This is a genomic window from Paenibacillus sp. SZ31 (assembly GCF_012912005.1).
Taxonomy (GTDB): Bacteria; Bacillota; Bacilli; order Paenibacillales; family Paenibacillaceae; genus Paenibacillus.
In genome coordinates this window covers 59,724-76,270 of record NZ_JABBEA010000022.1, presented here as the reverse complement: position 1 = coordinate 76,270, position 16,547 = coordinate 59,724, and the positions used below count along the sequence as shown (strand labels likewise).

The window sequence follows — 16,547 nt, the reverse complement described above, 5'->3', positions numbered from 1 at the left end:
GCGCGTACAGCGTCACGTTCGCCGCTCCCATGCCGAACGTTGCATTTGCCGCATAGCTTGTGCCACTTCCGTTAGCCACCGTGTTCCAACCTGCGAACGTGTTGCCTGTCTTCTCCAAGCTTCCCGTGTTTCCTAATACGGTAACCGTTGCATTTTGCGTGTACGAATTGCTATCCATTGGCACGGTTCCTCCCGTGCTGCCATTCCCGTTGTACGTTACGGTGTATGTCGGGTCGGCCGTCCACTGCGCGTACAGCGTCATGTTCGCTGCTCCCATGCCGAACGTTGCATTTGCCGCATAGCTTGTGCCACTTCCGTTGGCCGCCGTGTTCCAACCTGCGAACGTGTTGCCTATCTTCACCAGGCTTCCCGTGTTTCCTAATACCGTTACCGTTGCATTTTGCGTGTACGAATTGCTATCCGTTGGCACGGTTCCTCCCGTGCTGCTGTTCCCGTTGTACGTTACGGTGTATGTCGGGTCGGCCGTCCACTGCGCGTACAGCGTCACGTTCGCCGCTCCCATGCCGAACGTTGCATTTGCCGCATAGCTTGTGCCACTTCCATTAGCCGCCGTGTTCCAACCTGCGAACGTGTTGCTCGTCTTCACCAAGCTTCCCGTGTTTCCTAATACGGTAACCGTTGCGCTTTGCTCGTACGAATTGCTATCCGTTGGCATGGTTCCTCCCGTGCTGCCATTGCTGTTATACGTTACGGTGTATGTCGGGAGATCAATGTTTTGAAATATGTCTCCTCTGTTACCTACCGCGATAAACGTGCCGTTGCCGTAGGTGACGCCATTAAGAGACCCGTACGCACCCTCATGGCTTTTCGTCCAACTCACTAAGTCACTGGAGGTATAGATAGAATTAAATGATCCCACACCCACATACGTACCATTTCCGTAGGTGACACTATGAAGGACGCCAGAATTTACCGACTCACATTCCACGCAGATAATGCCCGACGTGGTGATCATACTCCAGCTCACTCCGTCAACGGAGGTCAATATCGTTTTTCCGTTTACTGCCCAGGACACAAACTTACCATTTAGGTGTTTGACGCCTTTAAGATCTGCCACAGTGCCCGAATTTCGGCTCGTCCAGCTCACTCCGTCACTAGAGGTCAGTATCGTTCCATTTTGCCCCACCGCCACAAACTTTTGGTTGCCGTAGGTGACGCCCTTAAGTACTGACGTGGTGTTTACATTGCGATTTGTCCATAAGTCCGGCGTCTCGCTCGTCGTAGAGGTGTATATGGCTCCTGTATTTCCAGCAACTATGTTCCCCACCGCCACATAAAGGCCGTTGCCGTAACTAACGCCCCAAAGGGATAAATAATTATTGAGGGTATGGCCCGTTTTCCAGATCACTCCGTCACTAGAGGACGATGCAAGTCCAGCTCTAGTCACAGCCACAAACTGGCCATTGTCGCAACTGATACTAGAAAGCTTGAGTGTATTTTCCGGTTTGTAATACGTCCAACTCGTTCCGTCACTCGAGGTTAAGATGCCTCCCTCATCAGTCACCGCCATAAACTTGCCGTTACCGTAGCAGACGTCCTGATTACTGGTAAGAAGGTTATCAGGTTTCTGATTAACCCAATGATCAGTAGAAGCAGCACTAGCAAAAGTGGGGATCATCCCCAATAAAATAATTAATGCCATTACTAAAGAAATCCAACGTTTGTTCATAAATGATTTCACTCACCTTTGTCTAGATTCGACATTCTCCTCTACTATAAATTAAAATAAACAAAATAGAACCTACCCGCCTGGGGTAGGTTTTTCAAAACAGGATAGGCATTTTAAGCACGTCTCTATAATTGCTTTGCAATTTCCAATGCTTGTTTACGATTGTTTACTTCAAGCTTTTTGTAGATGTTTTTAATATGAAATTTCACGGTATCTACCGTAATATTCAGACGCTCGGCAATCTCCTTGTTCATCAATCTATCCCTGATTAGCAGCAATATTGTATACTCCTGCACTGTCAGTATTCCTTTCGGTGATTGATCGGCCTCTGGTGTATCATTCATAGCACTCAACAGTTGCTTTACATAGGAACCCGAAGAAGAATTGCTGTCTTGCTGAACCTTTGAATAAGCGTTAAGCATCTCCTCCATGACAAAACCCTCGTCAATAAAACTACGAATATATCCATCTGGCTTGGCCAAATCCAAAGCAGTGCCCAATGGAATGAGCGCAGCCTCCGTTTGACCCGAATGCCATAGCGTCACGCTCTGCACAATTAATACCTTTGTGTGATCACGGAGACAGTCTCCCTTGCACACCAATAGATATAATCTTTCCAACAGGTACAGCGCTTCTTCTATTCGATCACACGCCGCAAGCACTCTGGCCAAAATCAGATGCTCTGCCAAAAGATTCAATGAAACCTCATCCGTGTGCGAAAGACCGCACCTTTGCAACCAATCAAGCGCATCTTGGAGCGAGCCTTGCCGCAAAGATAGATAAGCTTGTTCCGTTTCGATTTTCTCAACAAATAAAGCATAATCGGGTGAATCAATTTTAGACTTCAATTGCACCATTAGTTCGGACGCTCGCTTTGGATTTCCTTTGGCTTGCTCAATCCGAGATGCAGCGATGCCCAATTGGATCATAATTCGTGCAAGAGGCTGTTGGTCTATGCGCCCCCATGACTGACCGAAGTAAGATTCTGCCTCCTCCAACCGATTCCACTCATACAGCAAATGGATATATGCCAAGTACATATATCCGATAAAAGGATAATTTTTTTTATGCTCCCATACTTTAATCCATTTCAAAATGAAGTCTTCCGCCGCATACAGATCTTTGATTAAAGTTAATTGATCATAATTCCTGCTGTACCCCTCATACCGGTTTACCCCCATCACCTGAAAGTAGCTTCCTTCCGGCATATATCGTTCTGTTAGGGCCAAATAATCCGATGCTCGCACAAAGTCATTTTGGATATAAGAGGCCATACCGCAATAGAAATAGATATTACCCATAACCTCGTTCCAGTCTACATCGGTTAATTTCCCTTGCAGTGCTTCAAACCGGACTTTAGTTTGCTCCATTCTCTGAAAAGCGGCTTCCCACTTACCTCCTAGCATCATGACGGCTATATAAAACATTTCGATCATCGGCTTCTCCGCAAAGGAGCTTTCAGGTAAAACGGTTACCCACCTCATCAACGCGGCACTCTTCGATTGCATCAAGGCAGGGGGATTTTTCTCGATCAACCGAATAACATCCGCAAACATTTGGCCTTCTAAATAATGCTCCACCGCTTCTTCGTCAAATCCATGTTTTTCTAACCAATTCGCCGCGCGGATATGCGCTTGAATCCATTTGTCCGAATCCGTTCTGGACCCTAGCTGTCGCAAGAAATCGGAAAGCAAATGGTGATATCGATACCAATACCGCTCCTCGTCTAAGGGAATAATGAATAAATTTAGCTGCTCCAGTCTCTCTAATTGCTCTTGACTGTTCATTTGACCCGTTACTGCTTGGCATAGAGAATGATTCATTCTATCTAAAATGGACGTTTCCAATAAAAAGGACCGCATGGTTTCCGACTGATGCAGGAACACTTCTTCCAATAAGTAATCGGATATATGATGCTGTTGACCCGAAAACTGCTGGATGGAACGCTTTATATTAGTACTGCGTTTCAGAGAGATTGCCGCCAGCTTCAATCCACTGACCCAACCCTCAGTTTGGTGGAACAGCTCGGTGACTTGCCCTTTCGTTAGCGATAAATCCGTCGTATTTCGAAAAAATTCAAACCCCTCTTCCAGTTCAAAGCGCAAATCATGCATTTGGATATAATGCATTTCACCCTTCGCCAGAAGTCTGGTAGTAGGAATCGGCAAATCGGTACGGCTAGCGATATAAAGATGAATATGTGGAGGAAAATGTTCCAGGAGGTAGCTCAATGATTGGTGAATATCGGGGAGTTCAATGAAATGATAATCGTCGAGTATGATGACCAGTTCACCGGTTATATGATTCAATTCATTCAAAAGTTCCTTAATCATAGGCTCTGAAGATTCCGAAGGTCCTTTCTCAAGAAGACACCTAATCGTTTGGCCAAAGCTAGGGATTCTCTCCTGAATGGAGGCAGTTACGCAACTCCAAAATGAAATCCACTCATTATCATGCTTATCTAAAGAGACCCACGCAACAAGCGCGCTGCATTGTTTCACCCATTCACATAAAGCTGTAGTCTTTCCATAACCAGCTTGCGCGGAAACAAGCATCAGCTTGGTTTCCATCCCCTCATTAAGCTTGCGCATCAGCTTCGGGCGGGATACCATAGTATTTCGTATATGGGGGATCTGAAATTTTGTATTTACAATCACTCTTGATACCTCCACAAAAATAGTTCTAAATTAATAATTCAACTTTCGCAACGCGAAATCAGCTGAATTCCTTGTGGCTGTAAGAATAAATCGTGTTTTTTTCTTTCTCTAACAAAAAAGTACCTTCGTCGTTTGGTATCACGGGAGTGACTAGCAACCATGCAAACAAAGATAGATGTGTAATCTATGGTACACCATCGTTCCCTGTCTGACCAGTCTCGTTTTTCGTCTGTTTTTACTTCTTTGAAAGTCGGCAAACTGCTTCTGGCGGCTGGCATGAACAAGTCATTTGGCCTCTCAGCGTTCGCTGTCTTTTAGCTGTTATTCTCGATTGGCAAGATATTTCACCGAACCTATTGGAACGCAATTTCCGCGCTGAAAGGCCAAACGAGAAGTGGGTTACGGACATTACAGCGTTTAAATTGTTCGGAGAAAAACTATATTTATCTCCCATACTTGATCTGTATAACGGAGAAATCATTACATATACAATCGGTTCAAGACCGGTCTACTCGCTTGTTTCCACGATGTTAGATCAACTGCTACGATAACGCCGTCATGGAGAATTTCTTTGGCATCATGAAATCCGAGTTCTTGTATTTAAAGGAATTTGAAAATATCTCACATTTTAAACTTAAACTTTCCAAATACATCGATTACAACAACAAACGCATTAAGGCAAAACTAAAAGGCATGAGTCCGGTACGGTACCGGATTCATGCCCAGCAAGTTGCCTAAAGATATAACCTGTCTAACTTTATGGGGTCACTTTATTTTTATAGTCACTGTCATCCTGCGCAAAGGAAAACTACTTGGCCAAATGCTAAAAACTATAGACTTCTAGGTATCTTTACGTTGCATCCCCACCACGCACTCTACATGCACCGTGTGTGGGAACATATCCACCGGCGTTACCTCTACCGTCCGATACCCGCCATCCTCCAGAACACGCAGATCACGTGCCAACGTGCTTGGATTACAGCTCACATACACCACGCGCTCCGGCTTCATCTCCAAGATCGTTTCCAGCAAACGTGGGTCGCAGCCCTTACGCGGCGGATCAACAACGATCACATCGGCTTCAATGCCTTGTTCTTTCCAGCGTGGAATAACGTCCTCGGAAGCACCAACTTCGAACTTAACGTTACGCATCTCGTTCAACATGGCATTGCTACGCGCGTCCTCGATCGCTTCAGGCACGATCTCTACCCCATACACCTGATCTGCATGTTGCGCGAGGAAAAGAGAGATTGTCCCGATGCCGCAATAGGCATCAATTACGGTCTCTTTGCCGCTCAGTCCTGCGTACTCTACCGTTTTGCCATACAGGACTTCCGTCTGCACTGGATTCACCTGATAGAACGAACGAGCCGAGATGGCAAACTGAACATCACCGATATAATCATAGATTACATCACGGCCCCACAGGACGCGGGTCTCATCGCCAAAGATGACGTTGGTCTGTTTCTTGTTCACGTTCTGGCAGATACTCGTCACATGCGGAATCGCTTCACGGATACTGCCAATCCATTCGTCTTTGTACGGAATGTCTCTGCCGTTGGTGACCAGAACAAGCATCATCTCGCCAGTACGGAACGCCTTTTTCACAACGACATGGCGCAACAGGCCACGGCCTGTCTCTTCGTTATATGCGCTGATTCCAAAATGACTGCCGATCTCCTTGACCTTGGCGACGACTTCGTCATTATGCTCATGCTGAATGAGGCAGCTCTCCATATCGATGATCCGGTGACTTCCTTTAGCGTAAAAACCACCTACCAGGCCACCCTCAGCTGCTCCAATCGGCACCTGTGCCTTATTCCGATAGCGCCATGGCTCGTCCATGCCCATCGTAGGCAGTACGCGAATGCCCTGCTCCGTATCTTCCGCATCCTCCACCATCACGTTCAACTTGCCAATCCGCTGCAAATTATCTACCACCAACTGGCGTTTCCACGCAAGCTGTCCAGCATAGCTCATATGCTGGATCTGGCAGCCGCCGCATTGATCGTAGATCGGGCAAGGCGCGGACACTCGATCCGGGCTTGCTTTCACGATCTCCAGTAACTTGGCGTAGCCATGCTGCTTTTTGGTTTTCATCACGCGCACACGCACGGTTTCACCGGGAAGCGCCCCCTGCACGAAGAGCGTGTATCCATTCGCACGACCTACACCCTCACCGTCATGATTCATGCCAATGATGTCGATGATAGTCTCTTCATTTTTGCTAACGGGTAGTCCTTCGATTGGTGCAGATTCACGCGTTCTTCCCTTTGGACGAACGGCAGAAAGAGATGCGCCTTGTGACCGCACCTCTTTCCCTTGCTGACGCGTAGATGGACGAGATGATTGACTTGGCTGACGGGACGCTGAAGCGCTCCCTTGCCCCTGAGAGGCAGCCGAATTCCGGCGGTTTTTTCCACGACCGCTGCGGTTCGTATTAGACAACGTACATTCACTTCTTTCTTCTTATATAGTACCCTTCCTATGCAGGCGAGGGAGAAAGCTCTATTTCATTTTGTTCACGATTCTAAAGAACCTGGCACACCTTATTCACATCAAAAATAACGTTCCGAATTTCTAATGAACTTCAGAAACGTTATATCATCCTCGAATGGTGTTTTCCGACCTTTTCCGGTCAATTTCTCCAAAATAACGCCGCTGAAATTCGTTAGATTGACATCTTCGGCGATTTCGCCACATTAAGACTTTCTGATTTCGTTAAGCTCAACGCATAGTGACCACATGAGATTATACGCGATCCCACCTTACACAGCAACTGGAAAATGCACTTCCATCTCGCCTTACCGCAGAGCTGAATCCAACTCTCCTCACCACTTGTGCGATGCTGTGCAACGACTACTATGGCATCATTGTTTTCCGCAAGGGACCAACATTCTCCGCCAAGTGCCAAGTTTAACGATACAACATCAGATGATGACGCAAATTCGTAAATGTAGCTGGCAAAGTGCCGCCCAACTCTCCATCGAGGTTCAGTTGCACATATCCTGGCGACGTAACTTCCATATGACTCGTCTGGAAATGAACCACTTTTTTGTCGTTCAGATGCTCCCCACGCAGCGCGAGCGTTACGAGGCGGATCATGTCAGCCAGATTACATTTGCGGACACCGATGACATCGAACAGACCATCATCAATGGTTGCACCAGGAGCCAGCTTCTCGAAGCCTCCGACCGAATTGGTATTGGCGATGAGGAATAACATGAATTCATCATGAATCTCTTCCTGACCATCGGCACGGATAATCAGCTCCTGTGGAGACAGGCTCGCCATTTTCTCAATACCCTTCATATAATAGGCCAGTTGCCCAATCATCGTTTTCAGACGACTCGGTACTTCATAGGTCAGTTCAGTCAATGATCCGCCACCGGCGATGTTGATAAAATATTTATCATTCGCTTTGCCCAGATCGAGCGGACGAAGTTGCTGGTTAATGACCAGATCCACGTAATCTTCCCACTGTCTCGGAATGCCGAGTGCACGTGCAAAATCGTTCGTTGTTCCCAACGGAAACACACCCAGCGGAGGACGATTCTCCCGCTCAGCCATACCGTTAATGACTTCATACAACGTGCCATCGCCACCAGCAGCAATAATCATGTCATATCCGCGCTCAATCGCGAGTTCAGCTTCCCGGGTTGCGTCACCTTCACCCGTTGTTGCGTGACATGAAGCTTCAATACCACCTTGATCCAAACGCTGCAAAATATCAGCCAGACGTTTCTTCATTTCTTCCCGGCCTGAGGTCGGATTATATATTAAGCGAGCTTTTTTCATCTCATACGCCACCTATTCCACATTATCCATGAGTCTGAACGACCTCATATTCTTACGTTGCACGAGTCCACAAAAGGGCATATTTTTAACACAAATATGAACTTCCGTTAATGCTGCTCTAATCTTTCGTCTTACCTATATCTATGCATCAGGAATTCCGTCTCATTCCAAAGCCTTTAACTCCTATCATATCATCAAATGTAAAGATGTCCTAGCCTGTAATGTATAAGTATATTTTAACATATCCGTACCCGGTAATCTGCCTATTACCCAATAAACCTCTCGCACCTATCTTGAATCTGTCCTACTGGATTTTCTGTAAAATAGTCTCATTAATCAACCATTCTGCCCGCTTGGGCAGGAATTAGTCTTCGGTACTTTCATATTATTATGACATAGATATGCTACAAATTTACAAATCTTAAGATGAAAAGATAAATATAACAAACTTTTTTCCACTATAGTCTTAGTGCACCCTCAACCCCGCACCACATCATACCTGTGAAGGAGAAATGTGAATGAAAAAATTCGTGTTAATGCTCATGGTTTCGCTTATGGCCTGTATTCCCTGGGTCAACATTGTTGAAGCGGCAGAAATTAATCATGATCAGGTTGTCGGATTCCAGGAAATCACACCAGTTACCGTAACTCAACAAGCAGCCAAGCTTTTTCAACCTTTTCTAAAAGTCTATCATGGATGCGTTCCTTTCCCCGCAGTGGATCAACAGGGCAATACGAGTGCTGGCTTGAATACTTCCGGGTCATCGAATGGAAACTGTAGCTCAAGTACAGGGCAGATCTACTCCCGTTCCGCCTGGCACAATGGGGTTTGGGCGATCATGTATTCGTGGTATTTTCCCAAAGACTCACCCTCCACTGGACTCGGTCATCGTCATGATTGGGAAGGTATCGTCGTGTGGGTAGACAATCCGGCAGCTGCCAATTCCAAAATCCTCTCTATCGCATATTCCGGTCACGGCCAGTTTACAAAAGTCACACCGAGCAATTCCAATACACAAGGTAACCATCCGTTGATCTCCTATAATAGTACTTGGCCGCTGAACCATGAGCTTGGCGTTACCAGCGCTGTTGGTGGAACTCAGCCTTTAATCGGATGGGACGATCTGACTTCTGCGGCACGAAATGCGCTCAACACCACGGACTTTGGTAGTGCCAACGTGCCCTTCAACGATAACAATTTCACGAACAATCTGAACAAGGCTTGGTTTAGATAAAAAAATCCCCTTCAAGTGATCAGTTCACTTGAGGGGATTTTCATATGAGGCTATCGTGAATCGATAGCTATACATTTTCAGCTAAACGATTGCCGCAGGAAAGCTCCTCGAAACATAGCTCCCTTTATCTTACTCGAGGAATAAATTGTTCTGTCTTCTTACCGCTTCTTCAGCCAACATCAAAATCCAATTTTTCTCCCTGCACGTAACTGTTTATACCAGAAATACACGGTGCAACCTACACAATAACCAAGCAAAGCCGCACTTGCGGCCCCAAGAAGCATGACCGAGAATACATAACCTGCGACTACCCAGCCGAGCGAAAACGAGATGAGTGCTAGAGACAGGAAGAGCACGGCAAGAATATTATTGAATCGCTGTAGCTCCACCGCCTGCGTCTCTGCACCTTTACCAGTCAGCACGGCTTTGCCAATCTGTACGAACAGATTCAATTTGCCACCGGAAGCCAGCCCAACCACCTGAATGATCCACAGCACGCCCAGAACTACCAGCGGATTGAACACAAACGAGAGCAAAACAAACAATACAATACCAACCTGATTCGCTTTCACATAGCGCATAGGCACTTCCCGCATCTGCATATCTCCTTATCCCCATTTTATTAGTTGGTTTTATTGTAGTCGGTATTGGGGCAATGAGCAACACTTCATTTAAGGGGAGTAAAATCTCTTTTCAGTACATCCCAATGGGGAGTAAGGGTACCTGTTGTCTTTTTCCAATCTATGAATGCGTCACTTAACGCTTGGATTTCACCAAAAGCACCAGCAAACAGTTTATGCATCGGAAGAAGGCTATAGATTTTCAAAAATAGATACAACAAGCGTTTATGTTTACGAATCAATCTGCCCTGAATCTCGGGTGTAACCGATATGCCCATAGCCTCCAGTACGCTGAGACCCTCATCCATCGCCTCAATCATATGCACAAGTTGCTGCTTGTTGCCATCCAGTTTTTTCAACTCATACTGCTCATTAAAACTCACTGCATTAAGCATCAGAATGGGGATGATATGGCTTTTCAGCCAGGCATCAATATCGCTTAGAACATTCAACTTGTATTTCACATGTTGGAAAGCTTGATCAAGCAAAGGTTTAAAGGCTATCTCACCGTCCAGACTGCCAATCACCATTTGTCCGCTCCCTCCACCGATGGATAACATGCGGTCCTTTTCACGCTTCCCTCCACTCACATGGAATCCGAATGCGACCTGTTTTCCCATCGGACTATGCTCTTCCAGATAGGTCTGCATGCTTCGTGCATCTGCGTTGTTTCCTACAATCACAATATTGCTGCTCTGATTATCTGCCAGAATAGGTAACACGGAAGGAAAATCGTTATATTTCATTACAACAAAAATCAGATCATATTGGTCATCCACCTCCAACGTTCTGGCTACCCGAACCGGATCAACTGTCGTTTTGAATTGAAAAATATGCCGGATAACGATTCCATCCTTCTCCAGCTCCTCTGCCCGCTTCCCTCTAGCCAGAATAGTGACATCATTGCCGCCGCGCACCAGAACTTGCGCCAGTTGACTGCCCAAAACACCAGCGCCATACACTAATATCTTCATTGGCTATCCCTCTATTTCATATTTTATCAATATCCGTTGCTTTATGAACATTTGTTGATAAAATAAGAGTATCAAAGCAACTGGCGTGCTTCAATCGCTAAAATATCCGCTTTCGTTCAATAATCAACGAAATACTCATTATTGTTGATAATCATAAAAAATTAGAGGAGGCGCCATGGACAGACGCGTGCTAAAAACAAGAAAGGCCATTATGGAGGCTTTTGTGGGATTGCTGGCAGAAAGGGATTTCGAGCAAATGACCATCAATGACATTGCCGATCGAGCGAATGTTAACCGGGGAACGATCTATTTGCATTATACAGACAAGTTTGATCTGCTGGACCGCTGCATTGAAACCTATCTGCAACAATTAGTAGAAGCCTGCATGAATGATCATTTTCAGACTCCGCTAACTGCAAAGGACGCCCTGCTCCGCACCTTCCGCCATCTCGAAGAACATGCATCCACTTATACCACGCTTCTAACCAAAGAAGGGATTCCTGCATTTCGAAGCAAGCTGATGATGCTTATGATTCAGGGCGTTGAGGAACAAATGAATGCATGCGGCGTCCAAGGAGGCATGAATAAAGAGATAACGACACAGTTTCTTGCTTCTGCTGCCGTTGGCCTGATGGAATGGTGGATTATGAATGCCATGCCTTATTCTGCGGAAGAGATGGTTGACCAGTTAATCGCGTTGCTGGAACTCCACCTGAGCCTACCTGCGCTAGCGGTAAAATGAACCCCCTGTCTCCTTAAATTCTAATCCATGCAGGCGTGGAGGACGTCCACTAATCTCCCGCCTACAACTTAATCTCAAGCCTACAGTGATTTCACACGCCGCAGGAAGTTATGATAGGCAAAGCCCCGCACCTGCTCTTCCGAATAATGTTTAAGCAACTCATTAATCAGATTTTGACTTTGAGCTGCATGCTCAAGCTGCTCAATGTGGCTAGTAATCCCGTCAAAATCAGAACCCAGACCAATATGGCTTACTCCTCCAAGGGAGCAAAAATGATCGATATGCTTGATCAGATCAGCGATCGTAGCGTTACCCTCTGCAGCAGATTTGATAAACTCAGGGAAATAGACCACATGTACCGTAGCATCTTTGGCAAAGAGTGCCTTGGCCTGTTCGTCGCTAAGGCTCCGAGGGTGATCATATACCGCCTTTGCATTGGAATGGCTCGCAATCAGATAATCGGCAATGTCGAGGGTATCCCAGAAACCGCGTTCGTTCAAGTGACTGACATCCGTCAGGATTTTATGCTTATTGTTAAACTCAACGATATTACGCCCAAATGCGGACAACCCTGCGCCTCTAGGCTCCAAAGCCCCATCCGCAGCAAGATTAGCATAGTTCCAGGTCAAGCCGACCGAGCGGACTCCAAGGCGATACAGAATGCTCAGCTTATGGAGGTCATTCCCGATAGGATCAACCCCTTCCAGCGTAAGAAAGGCACCGATCTCATGCTCCTGTAACAGATCAATATCACTCCAGCGGGTGATGTGTTTGATATCCTGATTTTTCTCCAACACTTCCTCATAAAAATAGTGGATCTGATCCAGCGCAGATTGAAACTTCTCCGTATCATTCAGATTGGGAGGCACGAACACTGCGAATCCCTGCACCTTAACCCCACCTTCGATCAGGCGTTGTTTGCTGGTTTCCAGCTCAGGTGCGTCATGGAAGGAGAGTTGACCCTTGGCAAGCCATATTCTAAACAGCGAATCACAATGCAGATCTATAATGTGCACAGATTATGCTCCTCTCGAAACCAATGATAATGTTGTGACCCTCCATACCTTCATCATCTGATCTTCCAGCCCTTCATCATTTGATGTCCCAGACCTCATGAAGAAATTGAACAATGCGATCCACTGATTGCTGAACCAATGCCTCACCTTTTTCCTTGGTAGCGAATGACGGAGAACCGACCACACCAGACTTGGAGATGGACGAAAGGCGGCCATATTTCACGATCTCCGGAAAAGAATCTTCATAGGAAGGCACTTCATCTGCGATCTTATCCTGATTTACGAGCTCAGGGTGCAGATGCAGCAGAACTGAGGTGCCAATCTCCGCCGCGTGACCGTTAGCCCATTTGCCGGATTCAGATATGCCATGATCCTGTGCCTTGATGAATCGCCAGCAATCAATCTGCGCGGCCTGTACGTCACCATGCTGCTCCCGAAGCTGATGAACAATCTGATTAATCACCGGGACATTACCGGCATGACCATTGATGAAAAGGATACGTTTGAATCCCCATGTAATCACACTATGTACGATATCACCAAGATACGCCTTCAGACTTTCCGGACGAATCGTAATAGTTCCGGGAAAATCATTCAGAACATTGGAATCACCAGCTTCTACCGATGGTCCAATAACAGCACCGACACGTTCGGCTACCAACTCGGCTAACCGATCCGCAAGCAGGCCATCCGAGCCAAGGGGCAGATGAGGGCCATATACCTCGATTGCGCCTACGGGGATAATCACAAGCTCCGTTTGCTTTTTATATTCCTCGAACACCGTCCAGCTAATCTCTCTAAGTTTACGGCTCTGTGTCATCGTGATCTCTCCTGTCGGTATAGTTATGTGAATAAAATAAATCCTTCAAAGGCTTCAAAGGCTTCGCTTATGCTTTGGCATACAGATGACAGGCGACGTAGCGACCTCCCACATCCTGCAACTCCGGCTTATCCGTCCGGCAAACATCCATGCACGCGTGACAACGCGTATGAAAACTGCATCCGGAAGGCGGATTGGCTGGACTGGGTACATCCCCTTGTAGCACAATTCGCTCCTTCTTGATCAGCGGGTTCGGACTAGGTACCGCGGACAATAACGCCTGTGTATAGGGATGCAACGGTGCTTCGAACAAGTCTTTTTTATCCGCAAGCTCAACGATGCCGCCCAGATACATCACACCAATACGACTGCTAATATGTTTAACTACGCTCAGATCATGGGCGATGAACAAGTAGGTTAGCTTGAACTGCTCCTGCAAGTCCTGAAGCAGATTAATAATCTGTGATTGAATGGATACATCCAGCGCGGATACAGGTTCGTCGGCAACGATAAGCTTCGGATTCAAAGCAAGTGCCCTGGCAATGCCAATCCGCTGTCGCTGTCCCCCACTAAACTCATGACCATAGCGGTCTGCATGACGGCTGCTTAAACCGACGATTTCCAACAACTCATCCACACGCCTCGCTCGTTCTTTGCCGGTTGCTGCCTGATGGATATCAAGAGGCTCGGCGATGAGTTCGCCTACAGTCATGCGGGGATCGAGGGAGGCGTACGGGTCCTGGAATACCATCTGCATATCCTTTCGCATCTTGCGCAGCTCTTCCGGCGGCAGTCCAACCATGTTTCGTCCCTCATAGATAATTTCACCTTCAGTTGGACGAAGGAGCTGTAGTAATGTCCGACCTGTTGTTGATTTTCCGCATCCACTCTCTCCAACGAGCCCCAGTGTCTCGCCCTTGAAAATCGTAAACTTCAGACCGTCTACAGCCTTCACTTGTCCCACCGTACGATTAAAAACACCTTTCTTAATTGGAAAATACTTCTTCAGATTATTTACCTCAAGCAGCGGCTCATTCATTGAATCGCCTCCTTCGCATCTGCATGAAGCCAGCATCTGGCTGTGTGTCCGTTCTCTACCGTCTCCAGCTGTGGCAGCTGTTCATGACAAATATCTTGCGCATATTCACAGCGGGGGCTGAAGCGACAGCCTTGTCTCAAACTGCCAGGCGGCGGAACGCTACCTTTGATGGAATAGAGCCTGCGTTCATTGGTGTCGAGTGTTGGCATCGATTTAATAAGTCCCTGTGTGTAGGGGTGCTTCGGATTCGTAAATAGCGTCAGTACATCGCACTCTTCAACAATCTGACCGCCATACATCACGGCTACACGGTCACACATCTCCGCAACAACGCCGAGGTCATGGGTAATCAGCAAAATGGAAGTACCTTCGCTAGCCTTCAGCTGCTGCATAAGCTCCAAAATTTGCGCTTGAATGGTAACGTCCAGCGCGGTAGTTGGCTCATCGGCAATGAGCAACTTCGGGCTACAGGCCATTGCCATGGCAATCATGACTCTCTGCCTCATGCCACCAGACAAGCGATGTGGGTATTCATACAGAATCTGCTCAGGGCGTGGAATACCGACAAGGCGCAGCATCTCAATCGCTCTCTCTTTGGTCTCGGATCGACTGACTTTCCGATGATTACGAATCGCTTCCCGAATCTGGTCTCCAATCGTGAACACCGGATTGAGCGAAGTCATCGGTTCCTGGAAGATCATCGCCATTTCATTGCCTCTTACGGTTCGCATCTCCTTCTCGGAGAGGGCAAGAATGTCTTTGCCATCGAAGGTAACAGAGCCTTCGACCTTTCCTTGCGTTAATCGCATGGCGGTTAACGAGGTAACACTTTTGCCTGAACCAGACTCACCAACAATACCAACCGTCTCTCCTTCATAGATCGTAATATCGACACCGTCTACTGCAGGAATGACACCCTCGCTTGTGTGAAAATACGTCTTAAGTGCCTTCATTTCAAGTAATTTGCGTTTCAACACGAGCCCTCCTTGTCATTTCCGGCACAGTAAGCTGCGCTCTTGTTGTCTGCTGACATTCCTCGTGAAGCGGAGCAAACTATACCTTCATCTTGGGATCAAGCGCATCGCGCAGTCCATCCCCCAGCATATTGAAGCCCAGGACAACAAGCATAATCGCCACACCTGGCACGATAGAGATATGAGGTGCAGCTCGCAGGAATTCCCGGCCCGTGCTCAGCATGGTCCCCCACTCCGGAGAAGGCGGTTGAGCCCCCATCCCCAGAAAGCTCAGTCCAGACGCAGACAGGATGGCCGTTGCAACCCGCAACGTGGAGAGTACGATGATTGGAGCGATACTGTTCGGAATAATATGTTTGAAAATAATTCGGCTATGCTTTGCTCCCATGGATCTCGAAGCTTCAATATACTCTTTGCTCTTAATGGAGAGCACCGCACTGCGCGATATCCAGGTGAACGATGGAACAGAAAATATGCCGATGGCAATCATCAGATTCATCATGCCGGGTCCAAGAACGCTAACGATGGCCAGTGCGAGCAAAAAGCCTGGAAAAGCCATAAAAATATCGGTAATGCGCATAATCAGCGCTTCGATTCTGCCCCCGAAATAACCAGCGATTGTGCCAAGTGCAACGCCAAATACAACAGAGATAACCACACCAACCATGCCGACCATCAACGAAATACGTGAACCGTAGAAGATACGTGAGAGCATGTCTCTTCCATACTCATCGGTTCCTAAGGGATGACTGAGAGACGGTGATTGCAGCAGCTTATCCATATTTTGCTCCAGTGGATCATATGGCGAAATCCATGGCGCCAGAATCGCGATCAACATAAACAAGGTGACGATCCATAGGCCAATCATCGAGCGTTTATTGCTGCCTACTCTTTTCAGAATCTGCCTTAACAATCCACTTCTGATGGGTGCAGCTGCTGGACTTACCTGGACGGATATGGGCACAGCCTTAGGTTCACTCAC

General features: G+C 47.1%; 13 protein-coding genes and 1 pseudogene. 3 read left to right on the top strand and 11 right to left on the bottom strand.

What is annotated here, in order from left to right:
• On the bottom strand, positions 1-1,690 hold a 1,690-nt coding region (locus HF638_RS26615), incomplete at its 3' end, for an InlB B-repeat-containing protein (RefSeq protein ID WP_169482978.1).
• A gap of 125 nt (positions 1,691-1,815) precedes the next feature.
• Complete coding sequence (locus HF638_RS28955; protein WP_169482977.1) at positions 1,816-4,347, bottom strand: winged helix-turn-helix domain-containing protein; 2,532 nt, start codon at positions 4,345-4,347, stop codon at positions 1,816-1,818.
• 341 nt (positions 4,348-4,688) lie between these two features.
• Here HF638_RS28955 and HF638_RS26605 point away from each other — a divergent pair.
• Positions 4,689-5,085 (top strand): annotated as a pseudogene (locus HF638_RS26605) (IS3 family transposase); the annotation flags it as partial.
• 102 nt (positions 5,086-5,187) lie between these two features.
• On the opposite strand, the gene rlmD reads toward HF638_RS26605, so the two are convergent.
• Entirely contained in the window at positions 5,188-6,795 is a 1,608-nt protein-coding gene (rlmD, locus tag HF638_RS26600; protein WP_169482976.1) for a 23S rRNA (uracil(1939)-C(5))-methyltransferase RlmD, read from the bottom strand.
• 468 nt (positions 6,796-7,263) lie between these two features.
• Positions 7,264-8,145: a diacylglycerol kinase gene (locus HF638_RS26595; protein ID WP_017690659.1), complete on the bottom strand. Its 882-nt coding sequence runs from the start codon at positions 8,143-8,145 to the stop codon at positions 7,264-7,266.
• Positions 8,146-8,663: 518 nt separating this feature from the next.
• Between HF638_RS26595 and HF638_RS26590 the strand changes: the two genes are divergently transcribed.
• Positions 8,664-9,380 (top strand): NPP1 family protein, encoded by a 717-nt coding sequence (locus tag HF638_RS26590; protein ID WP_169482975.1) that lies wholly within the window; start codon positions 8,664-8,666, stop codon positions 9,378-9,380.
• 179 nt (positions 9,381-9,559) lie between these two features.
• On the opposite strand, the gene HF638_RS26585 is transcribed toward HF638_RS26590, so the two are convergent.
• A complete protein-coding gene (locus HF638_RS26585; protein ID WP_169482974.1) occupies positions 9,560-9,976 on the bottom strand; it encodes a DUF4395 domain-containing protein in 417 nt (138 codons plus the stop codon).
• 71 nt (positions 9,977-10,047) lie between these two features.
• Complete coding sequence (locus HF638_RS26580) at positions 10,048-10,974, bottom strand: ketopantoate reductase family protein (RefSeq protein ID WP_169482973.1); 927 nt, start codon at positions 10,972-10,974, stop codon at positions 10,048-10,050.
• A 175-nt stretch (positions 10,975-11,149) separates the two neighbouring features.
• Between HF638_RS26580 and HF638_RS26575 the strand changes: the two genes are divergently transcribed.
• A complete protein-coding gene (locus HF638_RS26575; protein WP_169482972.1) occupies positions 11,150-11,716 on the top strand; it encodes a TetR/AcrR family transcriptional regulator in 567 nt (188 codons plus the stop codon).
• An 80-nt stretch (positions 11,717-11,796) separates the two neighbouring features.
• Here HF638_RS26575 and HF638_RS26570 read toward each other — a convergent pair whose 3' ends face one another.
• The 5 genes from HF638_RS26570 to nikC all read right to left on the bottom strand — a co-directional run bounded on the left by HF638_RS26570 (position 11,797) and on the right by nikC (position 16,547).
• Positions 11,797-12,732, bottom strand: a complete 936-nt coding sequence (locus tag HF638_RS26570; protein ID WP_169482971.1) for a membrane dipeptidase — start codon at positions 12,730-12,732, stop codon at positions 11,797-11,799.
• Positions 12,733-12,808: 76 nt separating this feature from the next.
• Positions 12,809-13,552 (bottom strand): creatininase family protein, encoded by a 744-nt coding sequence (locus tag HF638_RS26565; protein WP_169482970.1) that lies wholly within the window; start codon positions 13,550-13,552, stop codon positions 12,809-12,811.
• Between the two features lie 67 nt (positions 13,553-13,619).
• Positions 13,620-14,591, bottom strand: a complete 972-nt coding sequence (locus HF638_RS26560; RefSeq protein ID WP_169482969.1) for an ABC transporter ATP-binding protein — start codon at positions 14,589-14,591, stop codon at positions 13,620-13,622.
• Positions 14,588-15,565: an ABC transporter ATP-binding protein gene (locus tag HF638_RS26555; protein ID WP_282435677.1), complete on the bottom strand. Its 978-nt coding sequence runs from the start codon at positions 15,563-15,565 to the stop codon at positions 14,588-14,590. The genes HF638_RS26560 and HF638_RS26555 overlap by 4 nt, the downstream gene beginning before the upstream one ends.
• Positions 15,566-15,644: 79 nt before the next feature.
• Positions 15,645-16,547 (bottom strand): nickel transporter permease, encoded by a 903-nt coding sequence (gene nikC, locus HF638_RS26550; protein ID WP_340400496.1) that lies wholly within the window; start codon positions 16,545-16,547, stop codon positions 15,645-15,647.